This is a genomic window from Sideroxydans sp. CL21 (assembly GCF_902459525.1).
Taxonomy (GTDB): domain Bacteria; phylum Pseudomonadota; class Gammaproteobacteria; order Burkholderiales; family Gallionellaceae; genus Sideroxyarcus.
Genome location: NZ_LR699166.1, coordinates 3,515,868 through 3,533,780, shown reverse-complemented (window position 1 = coordinate 3,533,780; position 17,913 = coordinate 3,515,868). Strand labels below are relative to the sequence as shown.

The following is a 17,913-nucleotide window of genomic DNA, read 5'->3' as shown; positions in this document are numbered from 1 at the left end:
ACCCGAACCTTCCTCCGGATGGGAGAGGGAGCAACGATCGCTACGCGAATTCACGTTTAATGGTGCTGCTTCATGTCCGTCGTCCTGAATTTTAAATCCCATTTGTCCGAATTGTTTGCGCAGGCCTTGCGCGAGGTCGCTCCCGACCAAAGCAGCGCGATCGTCCTCATCGAACGCCCCAAGCAGGTTGCCCACGGCGATTACGCCTGCAACCTCGCGATGCAGCTCGCAAAGCCGCTGCGCAAATCGCCGCGCGACATCGCAAATGCGTTGATCGCGGCATTGCCGAAATCCGATGTCATCGAAAAGGTGGAGATCGCCGGTGCGGGATTCATCAATGTATTCATCACCACCGCGGCGAAGCAGGATGTGGTGCACGGCGTCTTGCTGGCAGGTGCAGGCTACGGGCATGTGCATGTTGGCGGGGGGCGCAAGGTGGGGGTGGAATTCGTCTCGGCCAATCCGACCGGTCCTCTCCATGTTGGCCACGGGCGCGGTGCGGCAGTGGGCGATTGCCTGTGCAATGTGCTGCACGCGGCAGGCTGGAACGTGACGCGCGAATTTTATTATAACGATGCCGGGGCGCAGATCGACAATCTGAGATTGTCGGTACAGTTGCGCTGCAAGGGCATCACGCCGGACGATCCGTCCTGGCCTGAATCGGGCTATCGCGGCGATTACATCGCCGATGTGGCGCGCAGCTACATGGCAAAAGAAACGATCGAGGCGGACGACCAGCACATCACCGGCAAAGGCGATGCAAACGACGCCGAAGCCATCCGCCATTTTGCCGTGGCCTATCTGCGTCGCGAACAGGACCTGGATCTGCGCGCCTTCGAGGTGGAATTCGACGTGTTCTCGCTGGAGTCCGCGCTGTATACCGACGGCAAGGTGGAGGAAACGGTGAGCCGGCTCATCGCGAGCGGCCATACCTACGAGCAGGACGATGCGCTGTGGTTGCGGACCACCGATTTCGGCGACGACAAGGACCGTGTGATGCGCAAGAGTGACGGCGGCTACACTTACTTCGTGCCTGACGTTGCTTATCATCTGGACAAATGGCGCCGTGGCTTCGAGCGTGTCATCAACGAACAGGGCTCCGATCACCACTCCACCATCACCCGTGTTCGCGCCGGTTTGCAGGCGCTGGATGCAGGCATTCCAAAAGGCTGGCCGGACTACGTGCTGCACCAGATGGTGACGGTGCTGAAGAACGGCGAAGAAGTGAAGATATCGAAGCGCGCGGGCAGCTATGTGACATTGCGCGACCTGATCGACGAAGTCGGCTGCGATGCGACGCGCTATTTTCTTGCCGCGCGCCATCCCGATTCGCAGCTGGTGTTCGATATCGATCTGGCGAAGTCGCAGAGCAACGACAATCCGGTGTATTACATACAGTATGCCCACGCCCGCATCAGCACGGTGTTGGCGCAATGGGCCGGTGAACGCGCAGCCTTGCTGCATGCGGATGTCGGTGTGCTGGACAGCGAATACGAAACGCAATTGCTGCAGCGACTGATCGACTACCCGCAGGTGATCGAGACAGCAGCCGAAGACCTTGCGCCGCATCTGGTTGCTTTCTATTTGAAAGAATTGGCAGCCGATTTTCACAGCTACTATAATGCCTCGCGCTTTCTGGTCGAGGATGAAAAGCTAAAGCTGGCGCGCCTGGCATTGATCGCCGCCGTTGCGCAGGTGATCAAGAACGGATTGGCATTGCTGGGTGTCTCTGCACCCGAGAAGATGTAACAAGACATAAGGAAAAAACATGAGCGGAGGTAAAGGCAAGGTTGTTGCGGGCGTCTTCATTGGCATGGTGCTCGGCATTGCCGCAGCCGGGGGAGTTGCGTGGTATGTCCTGCAAAAGAAGCCGAATGCCTTCACCAACAAGGATCAAGCGAAACCTGCCCCGCAAGTGGCGCCGGTTTCAGTCATCCCTCCCGTTGTCGCGGCAGTTTCAGCACCGGTGGCGGCTTCGGGCGTAGGCGAAGCCAAACAGCATTTCGAATTCTACAAAGTGCTGACCGACAAACCGGATGCTGCAGCGCATCAAACCAATCCGAAGACCGTTACGCCGAAAGAACCCGCGGTTGCCAAAGTGCAGCCTGCTCCGTCTGCAGCGGCATCGAAAGAGATGTATTACGTGCAGGCCGGATCGTTCCAGAACGTTGGGGATGCAGAGAAACTAAAAGCCAAGTTGGCGTTCTCAGGCTTCGAGGCGACCGTTCAGACCGTCGCCATACCGGATAAAGGTGAATGGCACCGTGTACGCCTCGGCCCGTATAACAATAGCGAAGCGGGCAAAGCCATCGCAGCATTGAAGCAAGACGGCATTATCGCCACCCAACTACATGCCCAGTGAACGGGCGTATCGATTCAACAAGGAGACGAGCATGAGATTCTTCAAGCAGGTGTTTGTAGTGTTGGCATTGTTGTGCGCGACTTATGCGCAGGCCGAAATCGTGGCCGGCAAGGATTACACGGTCATGAATTCGCCGATGCCGACCAGCAGCGGCAAGAAAATCGAGGTGCTCGAGTTTTTCTTCTACGGCTGTCCCCATTGCTATCACCTGCATCCGTATCTCAGCGCGTGGGAAAAGAAGATGCCCAAGGATGTTAAATTGGAATATGTACCGGTCATTTTCAATGAAAGCTGGGAGCCGATGGCGCACACTTACTACGCCCTGGATGCAATGGGACAAAGCCAGCAATTGCACAATGCCCTGTTTGAAGCGTGGAACGTACAGAATATTGATCTGAGCGATGAGGCCCGTATTTCCGAGTTTGTGGCGAAGCGCGGTGTGGATCGCAGCAAATTTGATGCGGACTACAATTCCTTTGCGGTATCCAGCAAGATTGCGCGCAGCAACCAGCTGGTGCAGAGCTACGGAATTCGCGGTACGCCATCCATCGCGGTGGATGGCAAATACATCATCACCGGACTGCAACCGGGAGAAACCATCCGCGTGTTGGATGAGGTAATTGCGCTGGCACGCAAGGAACGCAGCAAACACTGATCAGGATCTGGGAATTGGGGGCCGGGATTTTGGGGCGGAAGGGAAGTGGAATTGCTGATTTGGCCAAATCCCAGATCCCCAATCCAAAATCCCTGGTTATCTCAGGCGCGTCGAGCGGCATCGGCTTGGCTTTGGCGCACCATTATCTTGAACGCGGCGCAACCGTCGCCGCTTTCGCCCGTCGCGGCGATCTCCTGCAAAACCTCGCTACAGAGTTTCCCGGCAAAGCGTATTGCTACACGCTGGATGTGCGTGACGCGCCTGCCATTCTGGCGGCGGCAACCGATTTCATGTCGCGCGTTGGCGTCCCTGACATTGTTATCGCCAATGCGGGAGTGAGCAGGGGCACACTCACCGAATATGCCGAGGACGAAGAGGTGTTCCAGAACATTATGGATATAAACGTGTTGGGTATGGTAAAGACGTTCCAGCCTTTTCATGCCGCAATGCGCGAGGCAAAGCAAGGCACATTGGTCGGTATTGCCAGCGTTGCAGGCTTTCGCGGCCTGCCCGGTGCAGGCGCTTACTCGGCATCCAAAGCAGCGGCGATTTCTTACCTTGAAAGTCTGCGCGTCGAACTGTACGGTAGCGGCGTAAAAGTCGTGACGATCTGCCCGGGTTATATCAAGACACCAATGACCGACATCAATACTTACCCCATGCCGTTCATCCTGGAAGCCGATGAAGCCGCCCGCCGCATGGCGCGTGTCATCGAGCGGGGTGCATCTTTCGCCGTTGTACCCTGGCAGATGGGATTGACAGGCTGGCTGCTGAAAAGATTGCCTAACTGGATCTACGATCCGGTATTCAGCAAAGCACCACATAAATCACGAGGCAATCAATAGCCTCTTTTGGTAACACCAGCAAGCTATGCCGTGATGCTTGCGGATTACTTCTTTCGTGCTGCTGCATAACCCTTCTAGACAGGCTTAACCCGTGTTTTGTTAATTGCAAGTAACAAGATGCGCGCGTAGAATTCACGAGATTTTGACAAACTGCAACAATATCAAGGAGCGTGAAGATGGAGAATGAGGCTTTAAGCAACAGTGACCGCCGGGATTTTCTGGTCAAGTTGACTTCCGTAGTTGGCGGTGCAGGCGTGGCGGCAACCTGCGTACCCTTCGTGGCAAGCATGAACCCAAGTTCCGATGTGCTGGCAAAAGCCGAGACCGAGGTCGACCTGACCGGCATTCCGCCGGGCGGCCTGCGCACGGTTGCCTGGCAGGGCAAGCCGGTATTTATACTGCGCCGTACCCCGGACGAGATCAAAGAGGCTCAAGCCAGTAATGGGGGATTTGACCCGGAACCGGATAGCCAGCGTGTAAAGAATCCAGAATGGCTGGTCGTTGTTGGAGTTTGTACCCATATGGGATGCGTGCCGAACAAGGAAGGGCCGGGTTGGACATGTCACTGCCACGGTAGCCAATATGACGATAGTGGCCGCGTAACGCGCGGTCCGGCACCGAAAAACCTTGAAGTTCCGCCATATCACTTTGTGTCGGAAAACAAGATCGTTATCGGCAAAGTTGCTTAAGGAGGCCACCCCATGAAAACAAAAGTTATCAATTGGATAGACCAGCGCTTCCCGCTCACCAGCTTTATCGAACATGACCTGACAGGTTATCCCACTCCGCGCAATCTCAGTTACTGGTGGAACTTCGGCTTCCTCGCCGGATTTGTACTGGTACTGCAGGTTGTAACCGGAATATTCCTGGCGATGCATTACAAGGCGGATGTTTCTCTTTCGTTCGATTCCATCCAGCACATCATGCGTGATGTGAATTACGGCTGGTTGTTGCGTTATATGCATGCAATGGGCGCGTCTGCGTTCTTCTTTGTGATCTTCGTTCATATGGCACGTACGCTGTATTACGGTTCCTATCGTGCACCGCGCGAACTGCTGTGGTGGACTGGACAAGGACTGTTGCTGTTGCTGATGGCAACCGCCTTCATGGGCTATCTGCTGCCTTGGGGTCAAATGTCATTCTGGGGTGCGACGGTCATCACCAACCTGTTCCGGGCAACGCCATTTTTCGGTGATCAGGTTGTCATCTGGCTGCGAGGCGATTTCACCGTAGGTGACGCCACACTGTCGCGCTTTTTCTCGTTGCACTATCTGTTCCCGTTCATCATCATCGGGGCGGTAATAGTGCATCTGGTGGCATTGCACACGGTAAAGAGCAGCAACCCGAGCGGTATCGATCTGGCCGACCATGACAACATCCCGTTCCATCCTTACTTCACGATCAAGGATCTGTATGGGCTGGGCCTGTTCCTGATGTTGTATAGCGTGTTTGTGTTCTTCATCCCCGACAGTTTGATCGAACCCGCCAATAACATTCCTGCAAACCCCATGATGACCCCGAACCACATCGTTCCGGAATGGTATTTCCTGCCGTTCTACGCGATATTGCGCTCGGTGCCGAATATGGTAGGCGGTGTAGTCGCAATGGGCCTGTCGGTGATCATATTTGCCTTCATGCCCTATCTGGACCGCTCGCGCATACCCGGTGGTGCGAGGAATCGTCCAATATACAAGGTGCAGTTCTACCTGTTCATTGCGGACATGCTGGTGTTGGGATTCGTTGGTTACTATCCGCCAACAAATCAATCGATCCTGATCGGCCAAATTGCAACACTATGCTATTTTGGTTCTTTCCTTCTCGTCCCGTTCTTGTCCAAAGTAGAAGAACGCTGGCTGATCAAGCGTGGTCTATCCCCGGAGGTGATGGCCCTTATTGAGAGCGAAAAACATGAGATAAGTAAAAAAGGAGGAAAGCTGTGAAAAAGCTCATGACAATTTTGGCTTCATGCCTTATCGCTACGTCGGCGCTGGCTTCGGAAGTGGAACTGAAAACAGTTAAAGTCAGTCACGATGTGCAGACGCTGGAGCGCGGAGTGGATGCTTTAATGACTAACTGCCATTCCTGCCACAGCCTGAAGTACATTACTTATAGAGACTTGGTTGTCGCGGGAATCGATGCGAAAAAGGTGGATGCCTGGCGCGGTGATCAACCCATGTCTTCTGCCTTGTTATCCCAGATGCCTGCGGCCGATGCTGCCCAGGCTTTCGGCATAGCCCCGCCGGATCTGAGTTTGATGGCCAAAGCAAGAGAAGGTGGAGCTAGCTATGTGTACTCCTATCTGTTGGGCTATTACGTTGGCCCCGACGGTGTGACCGGGAACCACTATTATCCTCCCACCAAGATGCCGGATATTCTCGGGGTCAGTACCGCACCGCAGGATCAGCAGGCAAAAATACAAGACACAGCACATGACATCGTATCCTTTTTGTCATGGGCATCCGATCCTCATGCAGATGAGCGGATTCGCCTTGGATATTATGTAATGGTGTACCTGGTTGTACTGACGACCTTGCTCTATTTCGTCAAGAAACGAGTCTGGTCGAAGTTGAAATAAACCATTCGTGTCCGGCTCCAGGAAAAACATGGAGTCGGCATGAAAGAGTTATAGATGATCTTTTGCTGATGTGACGGGTCGTTTATGGAGTAATGAAAAACTGGCGGGCGCTTAGCCCGCCAGTTTCTTTTTCAGGATGTCGTTCAGCTGGGCGGGATTGGCTTTACCCTTGCTTGCCTTCATGGCGAGGCCGACGAAGAAACCGAACAGTTTGTCTTTGCCGCTGCGGTATTCCGCGACCTTGTCCGCATTGGCTGCAATGATCTCGTCCACCAGCGCTTCGATTGCGCCGCTGTCGGATACCTGCTTGAGCCCCTTGGTCTCGATGAGTGTATTGATCCCTTTGGTTACATCTTCAAGCGAATCACCTATGACTAGCTCAGCATCCTTGGGTGTCCAGAGGTGATCGAATATCTGTTTGGCGGCGCTATTTGAAATCGTTCCATCGACGATTCGGCCAATCAAAACGGCTAATTGCATAGGCGCAATCGGTGCGTCGGCGATGTTCTTATCCTCGCGGTTGAGCCGCGCGGAAATCTCGCCCTGAATCCAATTTGCGAGCAACTTGGCCTGTGCTGGGCTGACGCTCAGTGCCGCCTCGAAGTAGTCGGCTATCTCACGCGACGCGGTGAGGATGCTGGCGTCATAAGCCGACAGACCGAGTTCGCTCACATAGCGAGCCTGCTTGGCCTGCGGCAACTCCGGCAAGGTGCCACGCACTTGCTCAATCCATTCGGTTGATATTTCCAGCGGCAACAGGTCGGGATCGGGGAAATAGCGATAATCGTGTGCATCTTCCTTGCTGCGCATTGCACGGGTCTCGCCTGTATCCGGGTTGAACAGGATGGTGGCTTGGTGGATCTTGCCGCCGTTCTCGATGGTGTCGATCTGCCACTGCACTTCATAGTCGATGGCCTGCTGCATGAACTTGAACGAGTTCAGGTTCTTGATCTCGCGGCGTGTGCCCAGCGGTTCGCCGGGGCGGCGCACCGACACGTTCACGTCGCAGCGGAACGAACCCTCCTGCATATTGCCGTCGCAGATGCCGATCCACCGTACCAGCGTATGCAGTGCTTTGGCGTAGGCGACCGCTTCGGCGGCGGAGCACATGTCCGGTTCGGACACGATTTCCAGCAGCGGGGTGCCGGCGCGGTTCAGGTCGATACCTGTTACGCCTTGCGAATTGCCGTGTACCGATTTGCCAGCATCTTCTTCCAGGTGGGCGCGGGTGATGCGCACCGTTTTTTCATAGGGTTTTGCGTTACCGGATAGAGGTTCGACCTGAATGGTCAATGCGCCTTGTCCGACTACCGGCAGATCGAACTGGCTGATCTGGTAGCCCTTGGGCAGGTCGGGGTAGAAATAATTCTTGCGTGCGAACACCGAGCGTTGAGCGATGCGCGCGCCGGTGGCCAGGCCGAACTTGATCGCCCGCTCGACTGCGCCCTTGTTCAGCACCGGCAATACACCGGGCAGCGCGATGCTCACCGCATCGGCTTGCGTGTTGGGTTCGGCGCCAAATGCGGTCGAAGCACCGGAGAATATCTTGGTGTTGGTGGAGAGCTGGGTATGTACTTCCAGTCCGATGACGATTTCCCACTGCATTATTTGCTCCGTATTTTCGAGGAGGAGGGCAGAGCGGCGCGCACGCCGTCCCACAGCGCGATACGCGCTTCGATGGCTTCACGGCCCGCCTTCGATGCAGCGCGCAATTTCGTATCGCTGCCGCTGCACAGATGTCCCAGCAATTTGAGCGACAGCGGACCGTGGAGCTCGTCGTCGAGGTGGATGTGGCGCTCGAGGTAGTAATGGAACAGGGGCGCCTTTCTCTTGCCGATGTTCATGTCGGCCAGCAAGGCGCGGAACATGCCGGGGATCACCTGTTCGCGGCCGAGCGCGAACGCCGCAGCCACGATATGTGTCTTGCCGCTGCCAATGAAACCGAACGTCGTCTGCATGAACCGGCGCGACGGTTCGGGAATCTTTGCGATCTTCAGCGCCTTCTCGATGCCGTTCCTCTGCACCGACCTGATGAAGGCTTTCACCGGGGCAGTGTCAGCACCCACTTCTTCCATCGCGCCGATGTACAGGTCAAAATGGCTGATGAAAGTCGGGTTTCCCTTCGCATCCGGCAAGCCGTCGTCGGTCTCTTCGCCGAGCACGATCTCGTTGATGAAGCGCTGTACCGAGGTGACAGTGGCATCGCCGGTCGGTATCCACGGCATGGTGGCCGGCGCCAAGTCGCGTTGCAGGTATTTGAGCAGCGACATGAAATCCCATACCGAATAGACATGGTGTTCCATGAAGCGGCGCAGATCGTCGATGTTGCGCACCGCGCCGTAGACGGGATGGCGGTCGAGCTGTCTCTTGAGTGCGGGCACACCGGTGAATCTCGTGATTTTCATGAATTGCCTCAAAGTTGCGGCGCGCGGCCGTGCCAGTCGGTCGCCAGTTGATACTGGTGTGCCACGTTCAGCATGCGCGCTTCGTCGAAATAGTTGCCGATGATCTGCAGGCCCACCGGCATGTCGTTCGCGCCAAAACCGCAGGGAATGGACATGCCGGGCAGCCCGGCCAGGTTCACGGCGATGGTGTAGATGTCGGACAAATACATCTGCACCGGATCGTCGCCCTTCTCGCCCAGCTTGAATGCGGTGGAGGGCGAGGTCGGCCCCATGATCACGTCGCACTGCTTGTAGGCATCGGTGAAGTCCTGCGCGATCAGGCGGCGAATCTTCTGGGCTTGCAGGTAATAGGCGTCGTAATAGCCGTGGCTCAGTACGTAGGTGCCGATCATGATGCGACGCTTCACTTCTGCTCCGAAGCCCTGTGCACGGCTCTTCTCGTACATGTCGCCGAGGTCGCCGTATTCCGGTGCACGGTAGCCGTAGCGCACGCCGTCGAAGCGCGACAGGTTGCTCGACGCCTCGGCCGGAGCCAGCACGTAATACACCGGGATGGAAAGTCTGGTATTTGGCAGGCTGATATCGACGATGACCGCGCCCAGTTTCCTGTATTCGGCGATGGCGGCTTCGACGGCCTTTGCCACGTCGTCGCTCAGGCCTTCCGCGAAGAACTCCTTCGGCAGCCCGATGCGCAGGCCGTTCAACGGCTTGTTCAAGTCGCGGGCGTAGTCTTCCTTTTCGCGTTGCAGCGAAGTGGAGTCACGTTCGTCGAATCCGGCCATGGTGTTGAGCAAAAGCGCGAGGTCTTCCGCGCTGCGCCCCATAGGACCGGCCTGATCGAGGCTGGAGGCAAAGGCGATCATGCCGTAGCGCGACACCACGCCGTAAGTGGGCTTCAAGCCGGAAATGCCGCATAGCGCAGCCGGCTGGCGGATGGAGCCCCCGGTGTCGGTGCCGGTCGCTGCCGCACACAAACGTGCAGCTACCGCGGCTGCCGTCCCGCCCGAGGAGCCGCCGGGCACGCGCGACATGTCCCACGGGTTTTTTACAGTACCGTAATGCGAAGTTTCGTTCGATGAGCCCATGGCGAACTCGTCCATGTTGGTCTTGCCGAGGTTCACCGCTCCGGCGTTGTTGAATTGCGCAATGACATGCGCATCGTAGGGTGAAACGAAGTTGTGCAGCATCTTCGAGCCGCAGGTGGTCAACCAGCCCTTGGCGCAGAAGATATCCTTCTGTGCAACAGGGATACCGGTCAGCGGATCGGCCTTGCCGGCAGCGAGACGGGCATCGGCTGCACGCGCCTGGGCCAGCGAAATTTCCGGATTCAGCGTGATGTAGGCGTTGAGTTCCGGATTCATTTTGGCGATACGATCGAGGTAGCTTTGGGTCAGCTCGACGCTGGAGATCTTTTTGGCGCGCAGGGCCGCGCCCAGTTGTGTGAGGCTGGAATTGATCATGGCGGTTTACTCGATGACCTGCGGAACCAGGTACAGGCCGTTTTCCACCTGTGGGGCAATGGCTTGAAAAGCCTCGCGCTGATTGGCTTCGGTGACTTTGTCGTCGCGCAGGCGTTGCGCCAAGTCCTGGGCGTGGGACATGGGTTCTATGCCCGAGGTATCGACTGCCTGCATTTCGGCAATCAGGCCGAAGATGTTATTCAGTTGATCCCGGGCGGCTTGGAGTTCTGGGTCGGTCATCGCCAGCCGGGCAAGGCGGGCGACTTTTTCGACATCGGCTAAACTTAGGGACATAAACGGGTTTAAAGCTTTATCAAATCAGGCGCGATAGGGTATCATAAACCGCTTATTTCGGCGCACACCTTCTACCTTCCACCTTCCAGGACCTGACATGTTAAGTTATTTCAACGGCTATTTCTCCAACGACCTCGCTATCGACCTCGGTACGGCGAACACACTGATCTGGTTGCGCGGACAGGGGATCGTGTTGAACGAGCCGTCCGTTGTCGCGATCCGCCAGGAAGGCGGTCCCAACGGCAAGAAAGTCATCCAGCAGGTCGGCCTCGCGGCGAAACAGATGCTGGGACGCACGCCCGGCAACATCACCGCCATCCGTCCGATGAAGGACGGCGTGATCGCCGACTTCACCGTCACCGAGCAGATGCTCAAGCAGTTTATCCGCCGCGTGCACAAATCCAGCATCTTCACGCCCAGCCCGCGCATCGTCATTTGCGTACCGTGCGGTTCCACCCAGGTTGAGCGACGCGCCATTCGCGAATCCGCCTACGGTGCCGGTGCGCGCCGCGTGGAACTGATCGAAGAACCGATGGCTGCCGCGATCGGCGCCGACTTGCCGATCGAAGAGGCGACCGGTTCCATGGTGGTGGATATCGGCGGCGGCACTACCGAGGTCGGCGTGATCTCGCTGGGCGGTGCGGTGTATTCCGGTTCGGTGCGCGTCGGCGGCGACAAGTTCGACGAAGCCATCATCAACTACATCCGCCGCAATTACGGCATGCTGATCGGCGAGAGCACTGCCGAGAATATCAAGAAGGAAATCGGTTCTGCCTTCCCCGGCAGTGAAGTGCGCGAAATGGAAGTGAACGGACGCAACCTGGCTGAAGGCGTGCCGCGCAGCTTCACCATCTCCAGCAACGAAATCCTGGAAGCCTTGACCGACCCGCTCAACAACATCGTCAGCGCCGTGAAAACGGCGCTGGAACAGACTCCGCCGGAACTTGGCGCGGACATCGCCAGCAAGGGCATGGTCCTGACGGGCGGCGGTGCGCTGTTGCGCGACCTGGACCGTCTGTTGATGGAAGAGACCGGCCTGCCAGTGGTCATCGCGGACGATCCGCTGACCTGTGTGGTACGCGGCTCCGGCAAGGCGCTTGAACGTATGGACAAATTCAGCAGCATCTTCACCAGCGATTGATCGTACGGCAGTAACTTGGACGACACTCGCACCCTACGGTTCTTTAATCGCGGCCCCAGCCCGGCCGCTCGCCTTGTCTTTTTTTGCCTGCTCTCGCTGTTGCTGCTATTTGTAGATGCCCGTTACCAGTATCTGGAATCCGCCCGCAAGGTCCTTGCTGTCGTGATCTATCCGTTTCAGCGCCTGACCGCACTGCCCGGCGAGGCCATGGGGCAGATTGCCGTTTATTTCGAGATGCAAAATCAACTGCAGACGGAGAACGCGAAACTGCGCCAGCAGCACGATGCGGATGCGGCACAGCTGGCGCAGCTGAATGCGATCCGGGCCGAAGATACCCAGTTGCGCAACTTGCTGGAACTCAAACAGCGGGTCGACTATCCGATGCAGATGGCGGAAATCGCCTACGTCGAGCGCGACATTTTCAAGCGCAAACTGTTTGTGGATAAAGGGTCGCAGGCCAATGTATTGCCCGGGCAGGTGGTAATGGACGACATGGGAGTGGTGGGCCAGGTGACCCGCGTTTACCCCTGGCTCTCCGAAGTCACGCTGGTCACCGACAAGGATCACGCAGTGCCCATACAAATATTGCGCAACGGATTGCGCGCGGTGATATTCGGATCGGGCGATATCAGCGAAATGTCGCTGCGCTACATGCCGGTCAGTTCGGATGTCGTGGAGGGCGACGTACTGGTGACTTCCGGCATCGACGGCACCTACCCGCCCAATTTGCCGGTGGCGAAAGTGCTCAAGATCGAGCGGGATCCGGCCTACCCGTTCGCGCGCATCATCTGTGCACCGTTGGCCGGAGTTGATCGGCATCGCGCTTTGCTCATCGTTTCCGGCCTGCCGAAATTGCCGGAACATCCGGCCACATCGGAAACGAGTGCCGAGTCTGATCGCCTGAACAAGCGACTCAAGCGGAGGAAGCAGTGATATCCAACCTCCCCAAAGACCAGGAATTCCTGCTGCCCGCGAGTACGAGTTTCATCGTATTCAGCCTGTTCGTGGCGGTGATGCTCAACTGGTTGCCCTGGTACGGCTGGGCACTGGCGTTGCGTCCCGACTTCGTGGCCCTGGTATTGCTGTACTGGTGCACGCACAAGCCGCATCGCATTGGCATCGGCATCGCCTGGCTGGTCGGGATTTTCGCCGATGTCGCGGATGCGAGCCTGTTTGGCCAGCATGCGCTGGCGTACACGGTGCTGGCTTTCGGCGGCATCGTGCTGCATCGCCGCGTACAGATGTTCGACCTGCGCCAGCAATCCCTGCACGTGTTTCCGTTGCTGTTGCTGAGTTACGCAACCTATGCTGCCGTGCATTGGCAGGTGCGCGGTTATGTGGCGTGGGAATATTTTCTGGGCAGCCCGATATCGGCGCTGTTGTGGATGCCGATGACCATGTTGTTGCAAGCCTTGCGCCGCCCGCGTCACGACCCTAACGAACTATGAATCGTTACGTCGAGCTGAAGAACCATCAGCGCGAAATCTATTATTTCCGTCTGCGACTGGTGTTGAGTCTGGGCTTCGTGGTGGTGATGCTGCTCATCCTGCTGCTGCGTTTCTTCTTTCTGCAAGTGATCCGCCATGATTACTTCCACACCCTGGCGGACAGCAACCGCATTTACGTTGTGCCCATCGTGCCCAACCGCGGGCTGATCCTGGATCGCAACGGCGTGGTGATGGCGCAGAACTATTCCGGTTACACGCTGGAGATCGCACCGAATAAAGTTGCCGACATGGATGCGCTGATCGCCGAATTGTCCAAGCTGGTCGAGATCACGCCCAAAGACATCAAGCGCTTCCAGAAACTGCTGACCGAGCGGCAGACGCTGGAGACCATGCCGATACGCAGCCACCTGAGCGACGAAGAAGTGGCGCGTGTTTCCGCTCAGCAATTCCGCTTTCCCGGCGTGGAGGTCAAGGCGCGATTGTTCCGCGAATATCCCTTTATCGATATGACCTCGCACCTCATCGGCTATGTCGGTCGCATCAACCAGAATGATATCGACCAGCTGGACGAAGACGATGTCGCTTCCAATTATCTCGGTTCCGACTACATCGGCAAGACCGGCATCGAACAAAGTTACGAAAAAGACCTGCACGGCAAGACCGGGTTTGAGCAAGTCGAAGTGGATGCCGGCGGGCGCGCAGTGCGCGTGCTGTCGCGCACAGCACCGCAGTCCGGCAGCAACCTGATGCTGACGCTGGATGCGAAACTGCAGGAGGTGGCGGAGAAGGCATTCGGCGAATACCGCGGTGCCTTGGTCGCAATCGATCCCACCAACGGCGAAGTGCTGGCTTTCATCAGCAAGCCCGGCTATGACCCCGGTCTGTTCATCGACGGTATCGACACGGAGACCTGGGACGCGTTGAATAATTCGCCCGATACACCGCTCAACAACCGCGCCTTGCGCGGACAATATCCGCCAGGCTCCACCATCAAACCCTTCATGGCGTTGGCGGGACTTTTCTACGGCACACGTTCTCCCACCCATGCCATCAACGACCCCGGCTATTACATGCTGCCCGGCAGTCGGCACCAGTACCGCGACTGGAAGGTTGGCGGGCATGGCGCGGTCGACATGTTCAAATCCATCGTCATTTCCTGCGACACCTATTACTACGGGCTTGCCACCGAACTGGGCATAGACAATATGCACAGCTACCTGTCGCGTTTCGGTTTCGGTCAGAAGACCGGACTGGACATGGAAGGAGAAGTATCCGGACTGTTGCCTTCTCCCGAATGGAAATCCAAGCGCTACCAGCAGATATGGTATCCGGGAGACACGGTCTCGGCGGGGATCGGCCAAGGCTACAATCTGGTGACTCCGCTGCAACTGGCCTATGCCACGGCCATATTGGCCAACGACGGTGTGGCCTTCCAGCCGCACCTGGTCAGAGAAATGCGGCCTGCGAGCGGGGGCGCAGTGATGACCGAACCCAAACAGATGTTCGACCTCAAAATCGATCCGGAAAATCTCAAACTGGTGAAAAGCGCAATGGAAGCCGTCACCAAACCCGGCGGCACGGCAGCAGTAGCGAGTTATGGCGCAACCTACCGGATTGCGGGCAAGACCGGTACAGCACAGGTCATCGCCATCAAGCAGGGTGAAAAATACGACGCGAAAAAAGTCTCGGAATACAATCGCGACCATGCCTGGTTCATCGCTTTTGCGCCGGCCGACAAGCCGCGCATTGCAATGGCAGTGTTGGTAGAGAACGGCGGTCACGGCGGCACAACCGCGGCCCCGATCGCGCGCAAAGTGATGGATTATTACCTGCTCGGCAAAATACCCCAGCCGTTGCCGACGGATAAAACCGGGGATCAGAGCGACTGAGCATGAACGCGAGACAACTCAAGCAACGATTGATGATGAATCTTGACCCCGTGCTGCTGGCCGCGCTCGGGGGATTCGCATTGGTCAGCCTGGTGCTGCTGTACAGCGCCAGCGACGGCAACCTGATGCGCGTGCTGGCCCAGCTAGGCAACATCGCGGTGGCTTTCGTCGCGATGTGGGTCGTCGCCAACATGCCTCTGCACTACCTGATGCGCGCAGCCTTTCCGATATACCTGCTGGGCATGATCCTGCTGTTGCTCGTGATGACACCGCTCGGCGTGAACAGCCACGGCGCCACGCGCTGGCTCAACATCGGCGTGGCAACGATCCAGCCTTCCGAATTGATGAAGCTCGCCGTGCCGCTGATGATGGCCTGGTACTTCGAAAAGAACGAAGCGACCCTGAAGCTCAGGAATTATTTTGTCGCGGCCATCCTGCTGCTGTTGCCCGTGGCGCTCATTGCGAAACAGCCCGACCTGGGTACTGCCATCCTGATCGGGGCGAGCGGATTTTATGTACTGTTCCTCGCAGGCTTGTCCTGGCGCATCATGATCGGTTCCGCATTGGCGGCGGCGGCCAGCGCGCCGTTTCTGTGGTCGGCGCTGCACGACTACCAGCGCCATCGCATCATGATGCTGTTCGATCCTTCGCAAGACGCATTGGGCAAGGGCTATCACACCATTCAGGGCATGATCGCGGTGGGGTCCGGCGGCATCCTCGGCAAGGGATACCTGAACGGTACGCAGACGCACCTGGACTTCCTGCCCGAACGCACTACCGACTTCATCTTCGCCGTCTGGTCGGAAGAATTCGGGCTGGTTGGCAATCTGCTGTTGCTGTCACTATACGTTTTCGTCATCGGGCGTGGCTTCATCATCACCGCCAACGCCTCCACCTATTTCACGCGCCTGATGGCGGGCAGCATCACGCTCACCTTCTTTACCTATGCCTTCGTCAACATGGGCATGGTGAGCGGTATCCTGCCGGTGGTGGGCGTGCCGTTGCCGCTCATCAGTTACGGCGGCACATCCATGCTTACGCTGATGCTGGGTTTTGGTATCCTGATGGGCATCCAGACAAACAAAAAACTCGTTAAATCTTGAGGGGAACGATGATGCAAATAAAATTGCTGTTGATTTTGCTGGCTGCGCTTGCAATGACCGCCTGTTCCACCACGAAACCGGGAGAGAAGGAGCAAAGTGCGGCACCGATCGTGGATGCGATCGCCGGCCCCAGCGGCAAATCGGCAAGCGCCCCCCCGGCAACGGGCGGCGGATACCTGCCCGGCGACGGTCCGGGCACCGATGCGCCGAACCTCGACAACATCCCCGATGCGGTACCCAAGGCCGAGCCCCTGCATCGCTACGCCAACCGTCCCTACACCGCGCTGGGCAAAACCTACACACCGTTGCAAACTACCGGCAACTACAAGGAACGAGGCATCGCTTCCTGGTACGGCAAGAAATTCAACGGACAGCGCACCTCCATCGGCGAGACATATGACATGTACGGCATGACTGCCGCCCATCCCACGCTGCCCATCCCCAGCTATGCACGCGTCACCAATGTAGCAAACGGCAAGTCTGTCATCGTGCGCATCAATGATCGCGGCCCGTTCCTGCACGAGCGCATCATGGATCTTTCCTATGCCGCCGCCTACAAACTGGGCTTCGTCAACACAGGCAGCGCGGAAGTCGAAGTCGAGAGTATCGCCACCGGTGCCAACGCTCCCGTCACAAACCCGGTCGAAACGGCTGCAGTGAATATAGAACCGATCACGGTTGCACCCATCGCACCCGTTGCAACCGCCATTCCCGTCGATACGGTAGGCAGTTCGAAAGGAAAAATTTTCCTGCAACTCGGCGCATTCAAATCGGCGCAGGGTGCGGAAAGTTTCCTTGCCAAAATGAATGCAGAACTGGGCGATAACGGCAAGGAACTGAAGCTGTATGAAAAGAATGGACTGACCCGCGTGCACCTCGGCCCCTATGCGAACGAGAGCGAAGCACGCGATGCCGCAAGCAAGCTTGCTTCGAAACTGGGCTTCAAACCCTTCGTGAGCCTGCACTGATGCATGCCGCCGCCAACATCGTTGTCGGCATCGTCGCCCTCATCCACGTGTACATCCTTGTACTTGAGATGTTCCTGTGGGAAAGACCAACCGGCCTGAAGACTTTCGACATGGACGAAAACTTCGCTGCCGCAACCCGGATACTCGCGGCGAACCAGGGGCTGTATAACGGGTTTCTGGCAGCGGGGTTGTTCTGGGGATTGTTTACTGGGGACATCCATGTGCAGAGGTTCTTTCTCGGGTGCGTGGCGACGGCGGGGGTGTATGGGGCGATGACGGCGAATGCCAGGATATTGTGGATACAGGCGGCGCCAGCGGTGGTGGGATTGGTGTTGTTGGGGTTTGTGCCGTCCTATTGAGAATTTGAGGTTGTTCGCGCCACGCGCTACATAGAGGACCGTTCGTCCTGAGTGCCGCACGCAGTAGCGTAGGTTGGGTTAGCGGTTTCATCGCGTAACCCAACATCAAAACCAAAACCGTCGGGGGTAGCCCGACAGCTAGTCACTTTTCTCGTCTTGCCGAGAAAAGTAACCAAAAGAGGGCGCCCCCAGTTTGCCGCCCTTCGGGTTCCCTCGATATTTCGCCAACAAGCGGGGCTGCGCAACTCGCCCTGGCGGGCACACAAAACGTGCCCCACTGCGGAGCTCAGACAGTGCTCGCCTAAACCTCCGCTTGCTGGCGAAATATCGAGGCGGCGCACAGGGGAAGAAAAAGCGAAGATCAAAACCAAATGGTGGGCAACTAGTTGCCCACCATAGTCAAAACAAT

Annotated in this window: 18 protein-coding genes; 14 read left to right on the top strand and 4 right to left on the bottom strand. The window is 57.2% G+C overall.

What is annotated here, in order from left to right; all coding sequences use genetic code 11:
• Nucleotides 1-72 precede the first annotated feature (72 nt).
• The 7 genes from argS (at nt 73) to QOY30_RS16895 (ending at nt 6,437) form a co-directional block, all read left to right on the top strand.
• A complete protein-coding gene (gene argS / locus QOY30_RS16925; protein ID WP_283745795.1) occupies nt 73-1,749 on the top strand; it encodes an arginine--tRNA ligase in 1,677 nt (558 codons plus the stop codon).
• 19 nt (nt 1,750-1,768) lie between these two features.
• A complete protein-coding gene (locus QOY30_RS16920) occupies nt 1,769-2,362 on the top strand; it encodes an SPOR domain-containing protein (protein WP_283745794.1) in 594 nt (197 codons plus the stop codon).
• Nucleotides 2,363-2,393: 31 nt separating this feature from the next.
• Nucleotides 2,394-3,017: a thiol:disulfide interchange protein DsbA/DsbL gene (locus tag QOY30_RS16915; protein WP_283745793.1), complete on the top strand. Its 624-nt coding sequence runs from the start codon at nt 2,394-2,396 to the stop codon at nt 3,015-3,017.
• Between the two features lie 59 nt (nt 3,018-3,076).
• The gene (locus QOY30_RS16910; protein ID WP_283745792.1) at nt 3,077-3,862 is read left to right on the top strand and encodes an SDR family oxidoreductase; all 786 of its coding nucleotides are present in this window, start codon (nt 3,077-3,079) and stop codon (nt 3,860-3,862) included.
• Between the two features lie 176 nt (nt 3,863-4,038).
• A complete protein-coding gene (gene petA, locus QOY30_RS16905; protein WP_283745791.1) occupies nt 4,039-4,551 on the top strand; it encodes a ubiquinol-cytochrome c reductase iron-sulfur subunit in 513 nt (170 codons plus the stop codon).
• A gap of 12 nt (nt 4,552-4,563) precedes the next feature.
• Nucleotides 4,564-5,802, top strand: a complete 1,239-nt coding sequence (locus tag QOY30_RS16900) for a cytochrome b (protein WP_283745790.1) — start codon at nt 4,564-4,566, stop codon at nt 5,800-5,802.
• Entirely contained in the window at nt 5,799-6,437 is a 639-nt protein-coding gene (locus QOY30_RS16895; RefSeq protein WP_283745789.1) for a cytochrome c1, read from the top strand. The genes QOY30_RS16900 and QOY30_RS16895 overlap by 4 nt, the downstream gene beginning before the upstream one ends.
• A 111-nt stretch (nt 6,438-6,548) precedes the next feature.
• Here the strand turns inward: QOY30_RS16895 and gatB are convergent, their stop codons facing one another.
• From gatB to gatC, 4 genes are read right to left on the bottom strand one after another with little or no spacing between them, the layout of a single operon-like run.
• Complete coding sequence (gatB, locus tag QOY30_RS16890) at nt 6,549-8,042, bottom strand: Asp-tRNA(Asn)/Glu-tRNA(Gln) amidotransferase subunit GatB (protein ID WP_283745788.1); 1,494 nt, start codon at nt 8,040-8,042, stop codon at nt 6,549-6,551.
• Complete coding sequence (locus QOY30_RS16885) at nt 8,042-8,842, bottom strand: DUF3050 domain-containing protein (protein WP_283745787.1); 801 nt, start codon at nt 8,840-8,842, stop codon at nt 8,042-8,044. Before QOY30_RS16885 ends, gatB begins: the two co-directional genes overlap by 1 nt.
• Before the next feature lie 8 nt (nt 8,843-8,850).
• Nucleotides 8,851-10,302, bottom strand: coding sequence for an Asp-tRNA(Asn)/Glu-tRNA(Gln) amidotransferase subunit GatA (gene gatA, locus QOY30_RS16880; protein ID WP_283745786.1), 1,452 nt, complete (start codon nt 10,300-10,302; stop codon nt 8,851-8,853).
• 6 nt (nt 10,303-10,308) lie between these two features.
• Nucleotides 10,309-10,596, bottom strand: coding sequence for an Asp-tRNA(Asn)/Glu-tRNA(Gln) amidotransferase subunit GatC (gatC, locus tag QOY30_RS16875; protein WP_283745785.1), 288 nt, complete (start codon nt 10,594-10,596; stop codon nt 10,309-10,311).
• A gap of 97 nt (nt 10,597-10,693) precedes the next feature.
• Between gatC and QOY30_RS16870 the strand changes: the two genes are divergently transcribed.
• The 7 genes from QOY30_RS16870 to QOY30_RS16840 are packed head-to-tail and all read left to right on the top strand — an operon-like array spanning nt 10,694 to nt 17,504.
• Complete coding sequence (locus QOY30_RS16870) at nt 10,694-11,737, top strand: rod shape-determining protein (protein ID WP_283745784.1); 1,044 nt, start codon at nt 10,694-10,696, stop codon at nt 11,735-11,737.
• Between the two features lie 15 nt (nt 11,738-11,752).
• Nucleotides 11,753-12,670, top strand: a complete 918-nt coding sequence (gene mreC / locus QOY30_RS16865; RefSeq protein ID WP_283745783.1) for a rod shape-determining protein MreC — start codon at nt 11,753-11,755, stop codon at nt 12,668-12,670.
• Nucleotides 12,667-13,185 (top strand): rod shape-determining protein MreD, encoded by a 519-nt coding sequence (gene mreD / locus QOY30_RS16860; RefSeq protein WP_283745782.1) that lies wholly within the window; start codon nt 12,667-12,669, stop codon nt 13,183-13,185. Before mreC ends, mreD begins: the two co-directional genes overlap by 4 nt.
• Complete coding sequence (gene mrdA, locus QOY30_RS16855) at nt 13,182-15,074, top strand: penicillin-binding protein 2 (protein ID WP_283745781.1); 1,893 nt, start codon at nt 13,182-13,184, stop codon at nt 15,072-15,074. The genes mreD and mrdA overlap by 4 nt, the downstream gene beginning before the upstream one ends.
• A gap of 2 nt (nt 15,075-15,076) precedes the next feature.
• A complete protein-coding gene (gene rodA / locus QOY30_RS16850) occupies nt 15,077-16,177 on the top strand; it encodes a rod shape-determining protein RodA (protein ID WP_502958696.1) in 1,101 nt (366 codons plus the stop codon).
• Nucleotides 16,178-16,185: 8 nt separating this feature from the next.
• Nucleotides 16,186-17,145 carry a septal ring lytic transglycosylase RlpA family protein gene (locus tag QOY30_RS16845; RefSeq protein WP_283745780.1) on the top strand — a complete coding sequence of 320 codons (960 nt, stop codon included), beginning with the start codon at nt 16,186-16,188 and terminating at the stop codon, nt 17,143-17,145.
• The gene (locus QOY30_RS16840; protein ID WP_283745779.1) at nt 17,145-17,504 is read left to right on the top strand and encodes a DUF1304 domain-containing protein; all 360 of its coding nucleotides are present in this window, start codon (nt 17,145-17,147) and stop codon (nt 17,502-17,504) included. The genes QOY30_RS16845 and QOY30_RS16840 overlap by 1 nt, the downstream gene beginning before the upstream one ends.
• Nucleotides 17,505-17,913 lie beyond the last annotated feature (409 nt).